Origin of the sequence: Flavobacterium algicola (assembly GCF_022399565.1) — a bacterium.
In the GTDB taxonomy this organism is placed as follows: domain Bacteria; phylum Bacteroidota; class Bacteroidia; order Flavobacteriales; family Flavobacteriaceae; genus Flavobacterium; species Flavobacterium algicola.
Map to the genome: position 1 here is coordinate 631,603 of NZ_JAJTUT010000001.1, position 15,905 is coordinate 647,507.

12 protein-coding genes and 1 tRNA gene are annotated in these 15,905 nt (G+C 34.3%); all 13 read right to left on the reverse strand.

Annotated elements, in window-relative coordinates:
* Window positions 1–128: 128 nt before the first annotated feature.
* The 13 genes from LXH21_RS02705 to LXH21_RS02765 all read right to left on the reverse strand — a co-directional run bounded on the left by LXH21_RS02705 (window position 129) and on the right by LXH21_RS02765 (window position 15,899).
* The gene (locus LXH21_RS02705) at window positions 129–713 is read right to left on the reverse strand and encodes a chemotaxis protein CheB (RefSeq protein WP_239862548.1); all 585 of its coding nucleotides are present in this window, start codon (window positions 711–713) and stop codon (window positions 129–131) included.
* On the reverse strand, window positions 695–1,504 hold the full coding sequence (locus LXH21_RS02710; RefSeq protein ID WP_239862550.1) for a CheR family methyltransferase: 810 nt from the start codon (window positions 1,502–1,504) through the stop codon (window positions 695–697). Before LXH21_RS02710 ends, LXH21_RS02705 begins: the two co-directional genes overlap by 19 nt.
* 1 nt (window position 1,505) lies before the next feature.
* Window positions 1,506–1,871: a response regulator gene (locus tag LXH21_RS02715; RefSeq protein ID WP_239862551.1), complete on the reverse strand. Its 366-nt coding sequence runs from the start codon at window positions 1,869–1,871 to the stop codon at window positions 1,506–1,508.
* 12 nt (window positions 1,872–1,883) lie between these two features.
* A complete protein-coding gene (locus tag LXH21_RS02720) occupies window positions 1,884–5,459 on the reverse strand; it encodes a response regulator (protein WP_239862553.1) in 3,576 nt (1,191 codons plus the stop codon).
* A 19-nt stretch (window positions 5,460–5,478) separates the two neighbouring features.
* A complete protein-coding gene (locus tag LXH21_RS02725) occupies window positions 5,479–6,699 on the reverse strand; it encodes a sensor histidine kinase (RefSeq protein ID WP_239862554.1) in 1,221 nt (406 codons plus the stop codon).
* Window positions 6,700–7,060: 361 nt separating this feature from the next.
* Window positions 7,061–7,134 (reverse strand) — tRNA-Arg (locus LXH21_RS02730).
* A 35-nt stretch (window positions 7,135–7,169) separates the two neighbouring features.
* Window positions 7,170–7,619 carry a GatB/YqeY domain-containing protein gene (locus LXH21_RS02735; RefSeq protein WP_239862556.1) on the reverse strand — a complete coding sequence of 150 codons (450 nt, stop codon included), beginning with the start codon at window positions 7,617–7,619 and terminating at the stop codon, window positions 7,170–7,172.
* Between the two features lie 320 nt (window positions 7,620–7,939).
* Window positions 7,940–9,889, reverse strand: coding sequence for a cell division protein FtsZ (gene ftsZ / locus LXH21_RS02740; RefSeq protein ID WP_239862558.1), 1,950 nt, complete (start codon window positions 9,887–9,889; stop codon window positions 7,940–7,942).
* Window positions 9,890–9,948: 59 nt separating this feature from the next.
* Window positions 9,949–11,346: a cell division protein FtsA gene (gene ftsA, locus LXH21_RS02745; RefSeq protein WP_239862560.1), complete on the reverse strand. Its 1,398-nt coding sequence runs from the start codon at window positions 11,344–11,346 to the stop codon at window positions 9,949–9,951.
* Window positions 11,347–11,353: 7 nt separating this feature from the next.
* On the reverse strand, window positions 11,354–12,079 hold the full coding sequence (locus LXH21_RS02750; protein ID WP_239862561.1) for a cell division protein FtsQ/DivIB: 726 nt from the start codon (window positions 12,077–12,079) through the stop codon (window positions 11,354–11,356).
* Complete coding sequence (gene murC, locus LXH21_RS02755; RefSeq protein ID WP_239862563.1) at window positions 12,063–13,415, reverse strand: UDP-N-acetylmuramate--L-alanine ligase; 1,353 nt, start codon at window positions 13,413–13,415, stop codon at window positions 12,063–12,065. Before murC ends, LXH21_RS02750 begins: the two co-directional genes overlap by 17 nt.
* 83 nt (window positions 13,416–13,498) lie before the next feature.
* Window positions 13,499–14,587, reverse strand: a complete 1,089-nt coding sequence (gene murG, locus LXH21_RS02760) for an undecaprenyldiphospho-muramoylpentapeptide beta-N-acetylglucosaminyltransferase (RefSeq protein WP_239862565.1) — start codon at window positions 14,585–14,587, stop codon at window positions 13,499–13,501.
* A 19-nt stretch (window positions 14,588–14,606) separates the two neighbouring features.
* Entirely contained in the window at window positions 14,607–15,899 is a 1,293-nt protein-coding gene (locus LXH21_RS02765) for an FtsW/RodA/SpoVE family cell cycle protein (RefSeq protein WP_239862566.1), read from the reverse strand.
* Window positions 15,900–15,905 lie beyond the last annotated feature (6 nt).

Sequence of the window (15,905 nt, forward strand, 5' to 3'; positions counted from 1 at the left end):
TTATTACTAATGACTGAGATATGAGTCTTCACCACTTATTATTCATCATCAAAATAGTAAAACTCGATTATTACATTTTTTTTCGAAAATGAACCTTTCGACACTTTCTATCTAAAAGTTCGTGATAGTTATTTATTAATGCTAGTTAGTAATGCTACCATCTCGTCAGTATCTAAAATAAGATCGGGATTTGTATTTTTGATAGCATGCTCCGGCATAAAAGACATTTCGGCATTTGAAGGATTCTGAATAATAACTTTACCGCCTAATTTTTGAATGGCCTGTAAACCTACTGTACCATCTGTATTGCTTCCTGATAGAAGGACACCAACTAATGAGGATTTAAATACTTCTGCTGCCGATTCAAAAGAGACATCTATGCTAGGTCGACTGTGATTTACTTTCTTAGAAACGTCTAGAGAAAGTAGCATATTTTTTTCGAACAATAAATGATAATCAGAGGGAGCTATATAAATATGACCAGCTTCAAGTAGCGTTTTGTCCTCTACAATTTTTAAGGGAATAATTGTTTTTAAAGCAATCAATTCCTCCAAAGTATTGTCTTCAGTATTTTTGCGATGAAGAATTATTACAATTGCATAAGTCGGTATGGTTTGAAAAAGTGGAAGAATGTGCATCAATACCTTTAAACTTCCTGCTGACCCTCCAATTGCGACTACTTTGCAATTGGATATTACTTCATCTTTCTCCATATTTTCTCTTTCTCGAATTGTACGTATTTTGACTTTAATTCAGAATACTTTATTGTTTCTTTCGCTCCCAAAACCAAAAATCCAAGTTTTGGAAGACTGTCATCAAAGAGTTGTAATGCTCTTTCTTGTAAATCTTTATCAAAGTAAATTAATACATTTCGACAAAGTATTAAATCAAACTCATTAAAGGAACTATCTGACACTAAATTATGTTGTGAAAACACCATTTTCTCTGAAAGCTCTTCATTAAACTTTGCTATACCATAATTGGCTGTATAATAAGTAGAAAAATCTTCTTTACCTTCAGATACTAAATAATTTTCTGAATACTGTTTCATCATGCGCAGCGGAAATACTCCTTTTTTTGCGCTGTTCAAAACAAGCTCATTTATATCTGTAGCATAAATTAATGATTTGTGCAGTAAGTTGGCTTCCTTCAATAAAATTGCTATAGAATATACTTCCTCACCCGTGGCACAACCAGCGTGCCATATTCTTATAAATGGTTTTGTACCTAATATTGGAAGAATTTCTTTGCGGAGTACTGAGTAGAATAGAGGATCGCGAAACATTTCGGTAACATTCACGGTAATTTCCTCTACCATTCTTTTATAATATTCAGCATCAGAGCGCACTTTCGCTAGAAAATCATGAAAATTTCGAAAACCATCCAAATGATAAACACGGTCTACACGTCTTTTTAGCGAAGCCTTTGAATAACTTCCAAAATCAAAACCGTAGTATTCATAAACTACGTTTATAAGCATTTCTAATTCTATATCCTCAATCATATTATATAGTACTTAAAATAGCCAGTAATTTATCTACATCAATAGGTTTTGACACATAATAATCAGCACCTGCTTGTAGACATTTTTCTTTATCTCCTACCATAGCTTGCGCCGTGACAGCTATAATAAGAGTTTCTTGGTGTGCTTTAATTTCTTTAATTAACGGGATTGCCTCGTAACCATCCATATCGGGCATCATCATATCAATTAATATCGCATCAAAAGGGTCATTATTTTTAAGAAATGATAATGCTTCTTCTGCACTCAAGCATGAGGAGCACTCAAAAGCCCTAGGTCGCAATGTGGCTGATAATGCAAAAATATTTCTGTTGTCATCATCAATAATTAGAACGCGCTTCTTATCCATGTCATAAATGTTTTAATTTTTATCATACAACCATACTCTCAATAGAGATAATAGTTGGTCAATATCAATTGGCTTTGTAATATAATCTGACGCACCCGCTTTTATACACTTCTCCCTATCACCAGTCATCGCTTTGGCCGTTACAGCAATCACAGGTAACTTATTAAATTTACCGTTGCTTCGTATCCTTTGTGCTGTTTCGTATCCATCCATATTAGGCATCATCATATCTAATAAAACTAAGTCAGTATTGGGATATTCTTCCAAAACCTTTAGAGCTTCCTTACCATCAATCGCTGTAATGACATTAATTTTAAAAACCTCTAAAGCTTTTGTTAATGAGAAAATATTTCGAACATCATCATCGACTACCAAAACTGTTTTTTCAAACAAAACATTGTTCAACATATTCAATTTTCTATAGCCTTCATTTTTCCCTTCTGCTTTTTTGTTTTCCTCTACAACATGAAGAAAAAGAGATACTTCATCTAACATTCTTTGAAAGGAATGTGCTGTTTTGACCACGATCGAATCGGCGTATTTCTTAATCTTAAGCTCTTCATTAATCGATAAGCTTTTCCCAGTAAACACAATAACAGGTAGGTTTTCTAATCCTGCATTCTTTTTTACAGTGTCAAGGATATCATAAGCATTTTTATCTGGAATTCCCATATCGAGAATCACACAGTCTAAACTATCAGTCGTCAGAGCATCAATACTTTTTCCAATATCGCTTTTAATATCAGAATTGATATTATTTGATTCCAAAAAGTAAGCCAATGCCTTTGCATGCTTGGTGTTGTCTTCGATAATTAAAACTTTCTTAGATTCCTTATTGATAATTTTTTCTATTCTTCTAAAGATCTCTGGCATTTCTTCAAAGGCAACAGGCTTTTCAAGGAAATTGATAGCTCCCTTCAACAAACTTTCTTGCTTCAATTTATGTGAAGACATTATATGAACAGGAATATGTTTTGTTTGAATGTTATTCTTTAATTCCTCCAAAACCTGCCAACCGTTCAAGATAGGGAGTTCAATATCTAGTAAAACACCAACTGGCTTATACAACAAAGCAAAACTAAGTGCATAATCACCACGTACTGCCACTACAGCTTTATACCCTTTCTTTCGACTAAAAGCCAATAAGGATTTTGCAAAATTAATATCATCTTCGACAATCAAAATAACTTTGTCGTTTTCTAATATCGAATTTCGATCATCTTCAATCTCATCAGGAATAAGAGTACTTATAAATTTGACCTCACTTACTTTATTTACTTTTTCTTCGATTAATTTAATTTCATCTTCAAATTCCAGTTCCTTTGGATACTCTACTCTTGCAAGAGATGAGTAAACCATTGGCATACTAAAAGTGAATTCACTTCCTTCGCCTGCTACACTTTTCAAAATTATTTCACCGCCCAACAACTTTGCCAATTCACGACTTATCGACAATCCTAATCCAGTTCCTCCATATTTACGTTTTGTAGATCCATCTGCTTGCTGAAAAGCCTCAAAAATAAGCGGTTGCTTTTCTAATGGGATTCCAATACCGGTATCCTTTACTATAAAACAAATAACTTTATCGTTATCACTGTCCTTCTTTATTTCAATTGAAACTTGCCCAATTGTTGTAAATTTTATAGCATTGGAAATAAGATTTTTTAAAATCTGTTCCAATCTCATCTTGTCTGTTTTAATTACAATCGGAGCTTTGTCATCTATAATTTTAAATTCAATTTTTTTCTCTATCGCTACTTGAGTAAACAGATTTCTCATGGTATCGGTAATTTCTTTGGTAGACACATCAACCAATTCCAAATCCATTTTTCCTGCCTCAATTTTTGAAAGGTCTAATATCTCATCAATTAACCCTAACAAACCGTTTCCAGAACTTTGAATTACCTTTGCAAATTCAATTTGTTCCTCATTCATATTTGCATCATTATTCTCAGAAAGCAAGCGACTTAAAAGTAAGATCGAATTTAATGGCGTACGAAGTTCATGAGACATGTTGGCCAAGAACTCTGATTTATAACGCGTACTCAACTCTAAATCCTCAGACTTTTTCTGAATCTCCAAATTGCGTTCTTCTAGCAGTACGCTACGTTCTGACAATTCTTCGTTAGTTTGTTGCAACTCTTCTTGTTGCACTCGCAGTTCTTCTTCAGATGCTTGTAATTTTTCTGTTTGCGTTTCTAGTTCTGCATTAACCGATTCCATCTCACTGTGTTGTACTCTCAGTTCCTCAGATTGACTTTGCGTTTCTTCAAGTAGCTCATTTAAGCGTACTCTATTTTGAGTAGCTCTAAGCGTAATACCAATATTGCTTGCAACATTTTTAAAAAATTCAAAATCCAACTCAGAGAATTCGTTGAGACTTGCCAATTCAACAACTCCCTCAATAAGATTATCTTGCAGGGGAATAGCTATTATATGTGATGGCTGCATCTCACCCATCGCATAACTCACTTTTATATTGTCTTCAGAAAATGATTTTAATTCTAATATTTTACCAGAAACAAGTGCTTGACCTACTAAACCTTCTCCTTTTTTAAAGCGTTCTCTTTCCTTATTAGGTAGGTAGCTGTAAGTAGATGATAATTGCAAATCGTCTTCATCCATTATATACAAAGCACCTGCGCTACTTTTTGTGTAAACGCATAAAAACTCAATTACATCTTTTGTCAATATAGTCATGGGTTTTTCGCCCAGCATCACATTATTCAGTTCAGCAATACCAGTTTGAAGCCATTCTTTTTGAGACAGCAAAAGAAATGATTTGCGCAATGAGAGGCGCATAGAATTAAGCGAACCTCCCAGACTTCCTAAGGCATCTTTTTGTGCGGTATCGACCTTGACGTCATAGTTACCTTTTGATATATTGGTAGCTATTTCGCTAACCGCAGCGATACGCCCTTCTGTCTCCTCATCTTTTTTGATAAGTTGATTCTGCAATTCATTTCGTTCGTTATAATCCTTTAGCACCCTCATGAAAAACACGATAGTAATTAGGAACGAAATTACAAAAGCGACAATGATTAAAATAACGGTAAACATACCGTAATTTTCTGCGTTTAAATTTCGCTCTTTTAGTAATTTATTTTCATGTAATTCAATACGATTATTGATTTGCGATATACTCGACATGATCGTCTTTCCATATGTCAAATCACCAGAAGCTGTACTTAGCCCGTTTTTTGTAGTATTGATACGTTTTTTGAGATATTTAAAAAAGTTGGCACGCAATGGTTTTAATTCGGCCAAATTCTGTAACTGGGCCGGATTGTCAGCCGTAAGCAACTCTAATTGTGCATATAGGCGTTCTGCCGCTTTCTCATCTTCTTTGAAATTCTCTATAAACACTTCGTCTTTTGTGATTACATATCCTCGAGCACCAGACTGAGCTTCTACTAGTCTAGAATTTGCCTTATTAAGGTATGTAATAACTTCACGAGTATGATCTACCAGTGAATTACTATTTAATAAACTTTGAATACTTAAAAAAGAAGCGGTTGAGCTAATCGTTAAAATAAGTAAGGAGATGGACGAACTGATAAAAAGATTTCTCTTAAAATTATTTCTCATAATTATAACTATACTATTTTTAGACTAAAACATTTTCTGTAGGCAAGATGATAATGAAGCTAGTACCTACTCCTTCTTTACTTTTAGCCGTTATAAGTCCGTTGTGATTTTCTATTATTTTTTTGGTAATTGCTAGCCCTATTCCGGTTCCTTGATATTCTCTTCGATCATGCAAACTCTGGAAAATCATAAATATTTGATCCAAATGTTCTTCATCAAAACCAATTCCGTTATCCTTTACTGTAATCCTAATAAAGTTACCCGCGGAAGATGCAGCACTATCAAAACTTTTTTCTACAATTTGCTCTGACGAAATTTCGATTATTGGTGGAACATCTGTTCTGGAAAACTTAAGAGAATTACCAATTAAGTTTTGGAAAACTTGTCGAAATTGACTTGGAATCACTGTCAACACTGGTAACATATCTGCATTAACTGTAGCGCTCTTCTGCTCAATTTGAAAATCCAAATCGGTGATCACTTCCATCAAAACTGTATTTAGGTCAGTTTGAGTGGGAATTACCTTGGATGACAGTCTGGAGTATTCGAGTAAATCTGTAATTAGATTTTGCATTCTTTCTGCAGAGCGTATGGTACGTGCTACATAATCGGTGGCGGAATTACTTTTGGTCAAGAATCGTTCTTCAATAATTCTAATAAACATTAAAATTTTACGCAGTGGTTCTTGTAAATCGTGTGATACTACCCATGAAAATTGTTGTAGTTCGTGATTCCGCATTTCAAGCTCTTCATTTCTTAAGAGCAATTCTTTAGTCCTATTAGCAACCTTAATTTCTAGAGTATCTTGCGCTTCTTTTCTTATTTCAACTTCTTTAGAAAGTAAGTCTCTAACCGATTTGAGTTCGTTTTGTTGGTGGTAAATTTTTAGAAATGTTTTTACCCGTAAAATTAACAAATCAGAATCGACCGGTTTTGTAATATAATCAACACCACCTCGCTCATATCCTTTAAAAATAAATTTCTTTTGCTTATTAACTGCTGATAAAAAAATGACAGGAATATCTTTTGTACGCTTGCTGCCTGCTAGAATTTCGGCTACTTCAAAACCATCCATCCCCGGCATTTGTACATCCATTATAATTAAAAAGTAATCATTTTTTAGGATTTTCTTTAAAGCTTCGTCTCCAGATTCAGCAGTGTCAACTTCTAAATTATGGAGTTCTAAAATTTTTTTTAAGGCTAAAATATTTGCCCGTATATCATCAACAATTAATATCATAATGTTCTAGTCTCCGCATTTTTATTTCGTACTAATAGATAACGACAGTGCGATTTACTATCATTACCGACTATTTCTGGATAACTCTCAAAATTAGAAAAAAGATTTGAAAATCTTTAAACCATACGCATATAAATTGCGTCTTTTTTTAACTCATATAGAATAAAGATTGACGCAGTGACTGTTCCAATAAATCCAGATGTTTTTTATTTTCTATTTAACTAAAAGCTGGTGATACTATATTGACATTTATTATCTTTTTCGAAAAGTAAAATAAAAGTTCGAATTTAATCTCTATATAATTACAAAAGTAAAATCCGTAAAATAGCATAATTTATTATACTTTTTTACGGATCCTATGTGGCCGCGACAGGGTTCGAACCTGCAACCCTCAGAGTCGAAATCTGATATTCTATCCAGTTGAACTACGCAGCCTTTTAGGTTATTACCAAAAATAATAACCTGTTTTATTAAACCAATAATTTCTTAACGATAGAAGAAATTGTTTTTCCTTCGGCAGTTCCACCTAATTGTGCTGAAGCAATTCCCATTACTTTCCCCATAGATGCAATTCCTGATGCTCCAGTTTCTGCAATGATTTTTGCTATCACAGCTTCTACTTCTTCCTCACTTAACTGAGCAGGCAAAAACTTCTCGATTACAGCTATTTGAGCCAATTCTGGTTCAGCTAAATCCAGACGATCTTGTTCCGTAAAAATCCTAGCACTTTCTTTTCTTGTTTTAACAAGACGCTGCAACAATTTAACCTCTTCATCTTCTGAGATTTCTACTTTGGATCCTGTAGCAGTTTGTGCCAACAACAATTCTGATTTGATTGCTCTTAACGCTTCTAACGCAACGGTATCTTTGGCTCTCATCGCCGTTTTGATATCGTCCATGATTTGTACTGATAAACTCATAACTATGATTTTTATATTTTATTTTAGATACTTAAAAATGAATACTATTTTGCTTTATAATTGCAATACAAACCAGTCCTGAGACTTTCGATAGAAGCGAAAAGCATTTTGAAGAAAAACGTTTTTTTGACAGTGTTTTAAAGTGCCAATAGAAAGCTCCTGTAAAGACTAATAAAAAACATTTTGCGATAAAATCTTGAAGCGAACAGCTAGGTAAGGCTCTTAAAATTCTGCTATAAAATAGTAGTGGTGCGAAGATAAAAAAAATAACCCGAAAATTAAATTCAATTTTCGGGTTAGCTTTTATCGATGTTTGTAAGTTAATCTACATTATCGTGTAAAAACGAATTATTAGATCTTAACTGCAAATCATTGTTGCTATCTGTACCTACTGAAATTCGGGAATTAGCATTATTTGTTTGCTGATTAGAGATGTCAATTCCTAATCTTTTATAAGCAGGTTCCTTTTCGTATTCTTCTACTTTAGAGACATTGTTATGAAACTTATAGTTGAATTCCTTTAATTTTTTTCTTCTCTCATCTGCTCTCATTCGCAAAGTATCTTCAATTGTCATTTCCATTGGGGAAATTTCTTCGAATCTTACTTCTTCTTTTTTAGAAGTATCCACTTGCTTCATTGTAATATTCATCTCCGCTGGAATTTCTTCTTCTACCACTTTTGCAACTGGTTTAGAGGACATCAATTCATTTTCAGCTTCCATATACTCTTCTAGAGAATATTTGATAATTCCGTTTTCATTCATTTCTGTAACAGGAACAAATTGAACGGGTTGGTTTACTTTGATTTCGCGAGTTTCTGGAGTTAAATCAAAAACTATATTTTCCTCTTCTTTAACAACCGCCTTAGGTTTTTCTATAGGCAAATCAAAAGTAAAGACAGCTTGTTCTTGTCTTTCGATTGCTTTTGGCTGAACTGGTTGTGCCGCAACTCTAGGTTGTGTAAAAGTAAATTCGATGTCTTTTATTGGTGAGACGATTTCGAAAGTTACATCTAAATTCTTGATGAATTCTGACATATCTACTAAGTCATCATTTTCAGCAACTGGAGTTACAACTGGAGCAACAGCTATTGGCTCTGGTTTTACTTCATCTTCTGTTAATTCAAATACAACTCTTTTATTTTCTTCTCTATTGTTTAAAGGAGCTTCTGTATTTAAATCAAAACCTGTTACTGTATTTTGAGACAAATTATGCACACTTCTTTGTTCGTCTTCAAGGGTGTGGATAATCTTTTTTGGCTCTGTATTTACAATTCCGTTTTGTTGTTCTATGTCAAATCCTGTAGCGATAATAGTTACTGCAATGGCATCACCAAGGCTTTCGTCCTCACCAACTCCCATAATGATATTTGCATTATGACCAGCTTCTGTTTGAATGTGGTCATTAATCTCACCAATTTCATCTAGAGTGATTTCATTAGAGCCAGAAACGATGAGCAACAATACGTTTTTGGCACCAGTAATTTTATTATCATTTAACAATGGAGAATCCAAAGCAGAAACAATCGCTTCTTTTGCTCTGTTTTCACCCTCAGAAACAGCAGATCCCATGATAGCTGTTCCACTATTTGACAATACTGTTTTAGCATCACGTAAATCGATATTTTGAGTATAGTGATGTGTAATTACTTCAGCAATACCTCTAGAGGCTGTAGCTAATACTTCGTCAGCTTTTGAAAATCCTGCTTTAAAACCAAGATTACCATATACTTCTCTTAACTTGTTATTATTAATAACAATTAATGAATCAACTTGTTTGCGTAATTTTTCTATTCCTAATAATGCTTGTTGGTGACGTACCTTCCCTTCAAATGTAAATGGAAGCGTTACGATACCTACAGTCAATATTTCTCTTTCTTTTGCCAATTGAGCAATTACGGGAGCAGCACCTGTACCAGTACCTCCACCCATACCTGCTGTAATAAAAACCATTTTGGTATTGCGATCCAACATTTTTTCTATCTCTGCAATACTTTCAATAGCTGATTGCTGACCTACATCAGGGTTAGCTCCTGCTCCTAGTCCTTCAGTTAGATTCACACCTAATTGAATTTTATTGGGAACAGAACTACTTTGTAATGCTTGTGAATCGGTATTACAAACAATAAAATCTACTCCTTTTATTCCTTGTTGGAACATGTGATTGATTGCATTGCTTCCTCCTCCACCTACACCTATAACTTTGATTACATTTGATTGATTTTTTGGTAAATCAAATGAAATACTTCCAAATTCTGAGTTGCTCATCATTTTATTTGGTTTATGATATTAATAACTATTTTTGCTTTTATTTTATTTTGGGCTAAGCCCTATTCAGCGTTATCCAAAAAGTCTTTAATTCTATCTACATAACGGTCAAAAAATGTTCTTTTTATTTTGTCCCCTGTAGATTCGTCTTTACTTCTTTTTGGTGCTACGCGTTCTTGAACTTCTTCAACTTCTTCTTCTCTCTCATATTCTTCAACAGCGACAGGAGCAGGCTCTCTTCTAAAGCTACCTCTTATTGGTGGCGCAATTAATTCTTCGATTCTCACAGCACTTTGTGTTTTATTCTCGATGCTATTCATTACCAAACCTACTGCTGTTGCGTATAATGGACTAGAGTATTCTTCGTCTGAGTCACCTGCTAAATGTTCATTTGGATATCCAATTCTTGTATCCATACCAGTGATGTATTCTACCAATTGTTTGATGTGCTTGAGCTGTGCTCCTCCACCAGTTAGTACAATTCCGGCAATCAATTTTTTACGAGGATCTTCGTGACCGTATGCTTTTATTTCATTAAAAACTTGCTCAATAATTTCTACCACTCTTGCATGGATAATTTTTGACAAATTCTTTAACGAAATTTCTTTTGGTTCTCTTCCTCTTAATCCAGGGATCGAAACAATTTCATTATCTCTATTCTCACCTGGCCAAGCTGATCCAAATTTTACTTTTAGTAATTCGGCTTGTTTTTCTATAATCGAACAACCCTCCTTAATATCATCTGAAATTACATTACCACCAAACGGTATTACAGCCGTGTGACGTATAATTCCATCTTTAAAAATAGCCAAATCTGTAGTTCCTCCACCAATGTCAATTAAAGCAACACCAGCTTCTTTTTCTTCTTGGCTCAAGACAGCATCAGAAGACGCCAAAGGTTCTAATGTCAATCCTGACAATTCGATACCCGAACTTTGAATACATCGCCCTACATTACGTATAGATGATGCTTGACCTACAACAACGTGAAAACTAGATTCTAGTCTACCACCGTACATACCAATAGGTTCTTTAATTTCAGATTGCCCATCGATTTTAAATTCCTGAGGCAAAACGTGAATAATTTCTTCTCCTGGTAACATAGCCAATTTATTGACTTGATCAATCAGCATTTGAATATCGGCACCGCCAATCACTTCTTCAGGATTATTTCTACTGATATAATCTGTATGCTGAATACTACGTATGTGCTGTCCTGCAATTCCCACGACAACATCTTTTATCTTATAACCCGAATTATTTTCTGCCTCTTGAACTGCTTGCTGAATCGACTGAATCGTTTGTGTAATGTTATTTACAACACCACGAGCCACACCCAAACTTTTAGATTTTCCTACTCCTAAAATTTCGAGTTTACCATACTCGTTCTTTTTACCAATCATGGCAACAATCTTGGTCGTCCCAATATCAAGACCTACTGCAATGTTCTCTTTTTCCATTAATCTATTATTTAGTGCAAACTACTTGTTGTGTAAACCTAAGGTCAATCTTCTTATAATTATATAATGAACTATCTAAAACGGCTTTTTGAAAAAATGCCTTATAATTCTTAAATTTTCTCTCTACATTAATCGCGCTTCCAAAATCTATTTGATAATTAAAATCTCTATTGAGCATTTTTAGGCTACCATTAGGCATAATTTCGATGGCAATGATGTTTTTTTTCAAAAAATCATCGTCGTAAATTACACGAAATAAATCGGCTAATTTTTTCTCGTTTTGGTCATTAATTCGACCAGAAACAAGAGGAACTCTAGCAGTAAAATTATCAGACAAAGGCACCCTAGAACCCTCATAACCAATATAAAAAGACCTATTACCATCATAAACTCTGGCTATCGGCACTTTTTGTTTCACCACTGCTTTTAGAACACCATCAACACTCACAAACACGTCTGACTTTTCAATCATCTGGTTTGAATTCAAGATATTTTCTAACTTGTTCAAAGCTAAATTTTCTTTTTTAATACTTGAAGCATTATTCTTATTTTCTATCAACAATTTATTAACCATTTCTTTATCGATAAACAGCGTGTTTTCTCCGACAAAAACCACTGCGCATTTGAGCAAATTTCGATTACTATTGCGTTTTGACGTAAACGAAAACAAAAACACCACCACAATAAACATAAGAATTAACCTTACATTTGTCCAATTAATGAATCTTTTCATTGAGTGCTTTTTTAATCGTTCCAACTAATTCGCCAATATCTCCTGCACCAATTGTAACAACTATCGATGCATCACTTTTTAGAATAGCACTTATTAAATCCTCTTTGGCTACTAATTTTTTATTTTCTAAATCCATTTTACTCATCAACCAAGCTGTAGTAACACCTTCTATTGGCAATTCTCTTGCTGGATAAATATCCATCAAAATTGTTTCGTCAAATGCCGACAAGCTCTTTGCAAAATCATCTGCAAAATCATTTGTCCTACTAAACAAGTGGGGCTGAAAAACAGCCAACACCTTCTTACCTGGATACAATTCTCTAACAGCTTGATGTACCGCATTAATCTCTGTAGGATGATGCGCGTAATCATCTATGTATACTAATTCATCAGTTTTAATTTGATAAGAAAATCGTCTTCTTATTCCTTTAAAAGATGCTAAAGCTGCCGCAATTGCATTGGTCGGGGTACCATAAATATCCGCCATCGCAACAGCCATTAATGCATTCATTAAATTATGCTTCCCAGGCAGTCCAAATCGGAAATCTTTTAAAGTCTCTTTTGGAGTTACTATATCAAACACATAACTACTATCCTCGATTCTTACATTGATCGCGCTGTAAATAGCTTCTTCATTTACTGCTACAGTAATTCCTTCAAGAGGCAATTCTTTGGTTACAATCAGGTTTTTTTTATCAGCAACTTTATCTGCAAATTCAACAAATGATTTTTCGATTTCATCACTTGTACCATAAATATCCAAATGGTCTGCATCCATTGAAGTAACACAAGCGATATTGGGATGTAGATGTAAAAACGATCGATCAAATTCATCTGCCTCTACAACAGTCACTGTTTTCCCTGTACCTATCAAATTAGAATTATAATTCTCAACTATACCTCCTATAAAAGCAGTTACGTCAGCTCCACTTTCAAATAAAATATGTCCCAAAATACTTGAAGTCGTCGTCTTACCATGTGTACCTGCGACTGCAAAACAAAAAGTATCTTTAGTTATTAAACCAAGTACTTCTGCACGCTTTAAAACATTATATTCTCGCTCTAGAAAATAATTCCATTGCGATTGTGCTTTGGGCACTGCTGGTGTTATTATCACTAACGTATCTTCTGTATGAAAATTGGTCGGAATTAAATCAATCCTATCTTCAAAGTGGATATCAATTCCGTTTTCAATTAATTCTGCAGTCAACATTGTAGGTGTTTTATCGTATCCAGAAACATTCTTTCCAATATTTTTAAAATATCGGGCCAAAGCGCTCATGCCGATTCCACCGATTCCCACAAAAAAAACGTTATGTATTTGACTTAGATTCATATTCAGTTTAAATTTTAAAATTCATTTACGACTTTTTGAATTTCAAATGCTTTTACTATTTTGTAATTCGAACGTTTATTACTTTACTTTATTAGTGCTACAATCTTGTCAACGATCATTTTTGTAGCGTTTGGCATTGCCAATTTTTTTATATTTTGACTTAGTTGCTCCTGCTTTTCTTCGTCATTTAACAAGTTATGAAAAACAATTGCAAAAAGCTCCTCTAACTCATATTCTTTTAGCATCATTGCACCATCTTTATCAACAATTGCCTTAGCATTTTTAGTTTGATGATCTTCTGCAACGTTAGGCGACGGAATAAATAGCACCGGCTTCCCAACTATACACAATTCAGATACAGATGAAGCACCAGCTCTTGAGATAATAATATCTGCAGCAGCATAAACAAGATCCATTCTTTCGATAAACTCCATCACTTTTACTTGTGGCGAGTTGAACTTTTTATATTCTTCGAAATATAATTTACCGCACTGCCATATTATCTGTACATCTTGACCAACAATAGCCTCTAATTCACGCTCTATCAATTGATTTACTCTTCTTGCACCAAGACTTCCACCTAGCACCAAAACTGTTTTTTTACTATTATCTAATTGAAAATAAGCAATAGCTTCATTGCGTTTATCACCTACAGTAATTAAATCCTGACGCACAGGATTTCCCGTTAGCATCAATTTATCTTTAGGAAAAAAGCGCTCTAAATTTTCATAAGCAACACATATTGCGCTAGCCTTTTTACTTAATATTTTATTAGTTATTCCAGGAAACGAATTTTGTTCTTGTATTAATGTCGGAACTCCAGCCATATTAGCCATTTGCAGTAAAGGACCACTTGCAAACCCCCCAGTGCCAATTGCTATGTTGGGCTTAAATGATTTGATTATTTTTCTAGACTTCAATAAACTATTAACAAGTTTAAAAGGAAACATGGCATTTTGCAAGGTTAATTTTCTTTGTAATCCAGCAATCCATAATCCTTCAATTTTATATCCCGCCTGCGGCACCTTTTGCATCTCCATCTTATCTTGAGCACCTACAAAAAGAAATTCCGCATCTGGAAAACGCAGTTTTAATTCATTTGCAATCGCCAGCGCAGGGTAAATATGCCCTCCTGTCCCACCACCACTTAATATGAATTTATACGGTTTCATGATATGAAATTTTAATATTTTATTTATTTGCTACAGCATCCATAGGATTGCCAACTTTGTCTTCAATTGAATAAGATTCGTCTGCTTGATTTTCTTCAGCCTCCAAATGAGCATCTATCATTTTCTGCAAAGCTTCTTCCCTTTTTGCAGATTCCTTTTTCTCCTCTTCAATCTCTTCCTCTTTTTTAGTGACTCCAATTATAATTCCTAGCGCTATGCTAGTCATCCAAATGGAGGTTCCTCCACTACTTATCAGCGGTAAGGTTTGTCCTGTAACTGGAAGCAGTTCTACTGCCACCGCCATATTGATCATCGCTTGAAAAATCATTGGAAAACCTAATCCTATAACAACCAATTTTCCAAAAAGCGTATTTGCCTTATGAGCCGCAACTACGAATCTAAATAGTAACAGCAAGTAAAGAATTAAAACTCCAAACCCACCAACAAGACCATATTCTTCAACTATAATTGCATAAATAAAATCGGAAGAAGATTGTGGTAGAAAGTTTTTCTGAACACTTTTACCTGGTCCCAGACCATAAATTTTACCTGATGCAATAGCAATTTTTGCTTTTTCAATTTGGTAATCATCTTCATCTGGTTTATCTGTCGTAAAGCTTTCTATCCTACTCTCCCATGTACTAACCCTACTAAAGAACTTAGCATCTGGAAAAGCTTTCGCTAGCAGGACGAAAAAGGCTAATATAATTATACCTGATCCAATTACATAAGACAAATACTTTAAAGGGTATTTACCAATAAAAACCAACACCACTACCATCGAAAAAATCAAAGCTGTAGTTGAAAAATTTGAAGGAAGTATGAACATTAGTGTTACAAAAACAGGCAACCAAAGTTCTTTTAAAGAACTTTTAAAATCGATTGCTTCCTCACGTTTTTTAGACAAATAGCGTGCTACATAAATATACAGCACCAACGCTGCAAAAGCAGACGGTTGAAATGATATCCCAATGAATGGAATTTGCAACCACCGACTGGCATTAGCACCTCCAATAACTGTTCCTTTTATCATTGTTATGGCCAATATTACCCAAACAACTGGTAAGAAAACTTTGGATATAGATCGAAAATACAGATAAGGAACACGGTGCACCATATAAATGATGGCAAATCCAAAACCGATGTGCCCTAGATGCTTTACAAGGTAGCCAAGCGTATTTCCTGTACCATGACCTAAATAAGCCAAATTACTACTTGCGCTAAAAACAGGCATAAACGAAAACAAAGCCAACAAGGCTACGAAGGACCAAATCCCCTTATCACCTTTTAAATTGTTTAAATATTGTTTCATTTTCTG

Excerpts from the sequence above, each read along its gene's own strand:
- LXH21_RS02705 (WP_239862548.1), bottom strand. The coding sequence starts at position 713 with ATGGAGAAAGATGAAGTAATATCCAATTGCAAAGTAGTCGCAATTGGA.
- LXH21_RS02710 (WP_239862550.1), bottom strand. The coding sequence starts at position 1,504 with ATGATTGAGGATATAGAATTAGAAATGCTTATAAACGTAGTTTATGAA.
- LXH21_RS02715 (WP_239862551.1), bottom strand. The coding sequence starts at position 1,871 with ATGGATAAGAAGCGCGTTCTAATTATTGATGATGACAACAGAAATATT.
- LXH21_RS02720 (WP_239862553.1), bottom strand. The coding sequence starts at position 5,459 with ATGAGAAATAATTTTAAGAGAAATCTTTTTATCAGTTCGTCCATCTCC.
- LXH21_RS02725 (WP_239862554.1), bottom strand. The coding sequence starts at position 6,699 with ATGATATTAATTGTTGATGATATACGGGCAAATATTTTAGCCTTAAAA.
- LXH21_RS02735 (WP_239862556.1), bottom strand. The coding sequence starts at position 7,619 with ATGAGTTTATCAGTACAAATCATGGACGATATCAAAACGGCGATGAGA.
- ftsZ (WP_239862558.1), bottom strand. The coding sequence starts at position 9,889 with ATGATGAGCAACTCAGAATTTGGAAGTATTTCATTTGATTTACCAAAA.
- ftsA (WP_239862560.1), bottom strand. The coding sequence starts at position 11,346 with ATGGAAAAAGAGAACATTGCAGTAGGTCTTGATATTGGGACGACCAAG.
- LXH21_RS02750 (WP_239862561.1), bottom strand. The coding sequence starts at position 12,079 with ATGAAAAGATTCATTAATTGGACAAATGTAAGGTTAATTCTTATGTTT.
- murC (WP_239862563.1), bottom strand. The coding sequence starts at position 13,415 with ATGAATCTAAGTCAAATACATAACGTTTTTTTTGTGGGAATCGGTGGA.
- murG (WP_239862565.1), bottom strand. The coding sequence starts at position 14,587 with ATGAAACCGTATAAATTCATATTAAGTGGTGGTGGGACAGGAGGGCAT.
- LXH21_RS02765 (WP_239862566.1), bottom strand. The coding sequence starts at position 15,899 with ATGAAACAATATTTAAACAATTTAAAAGGTGATAAGGGGATTTGGTCC.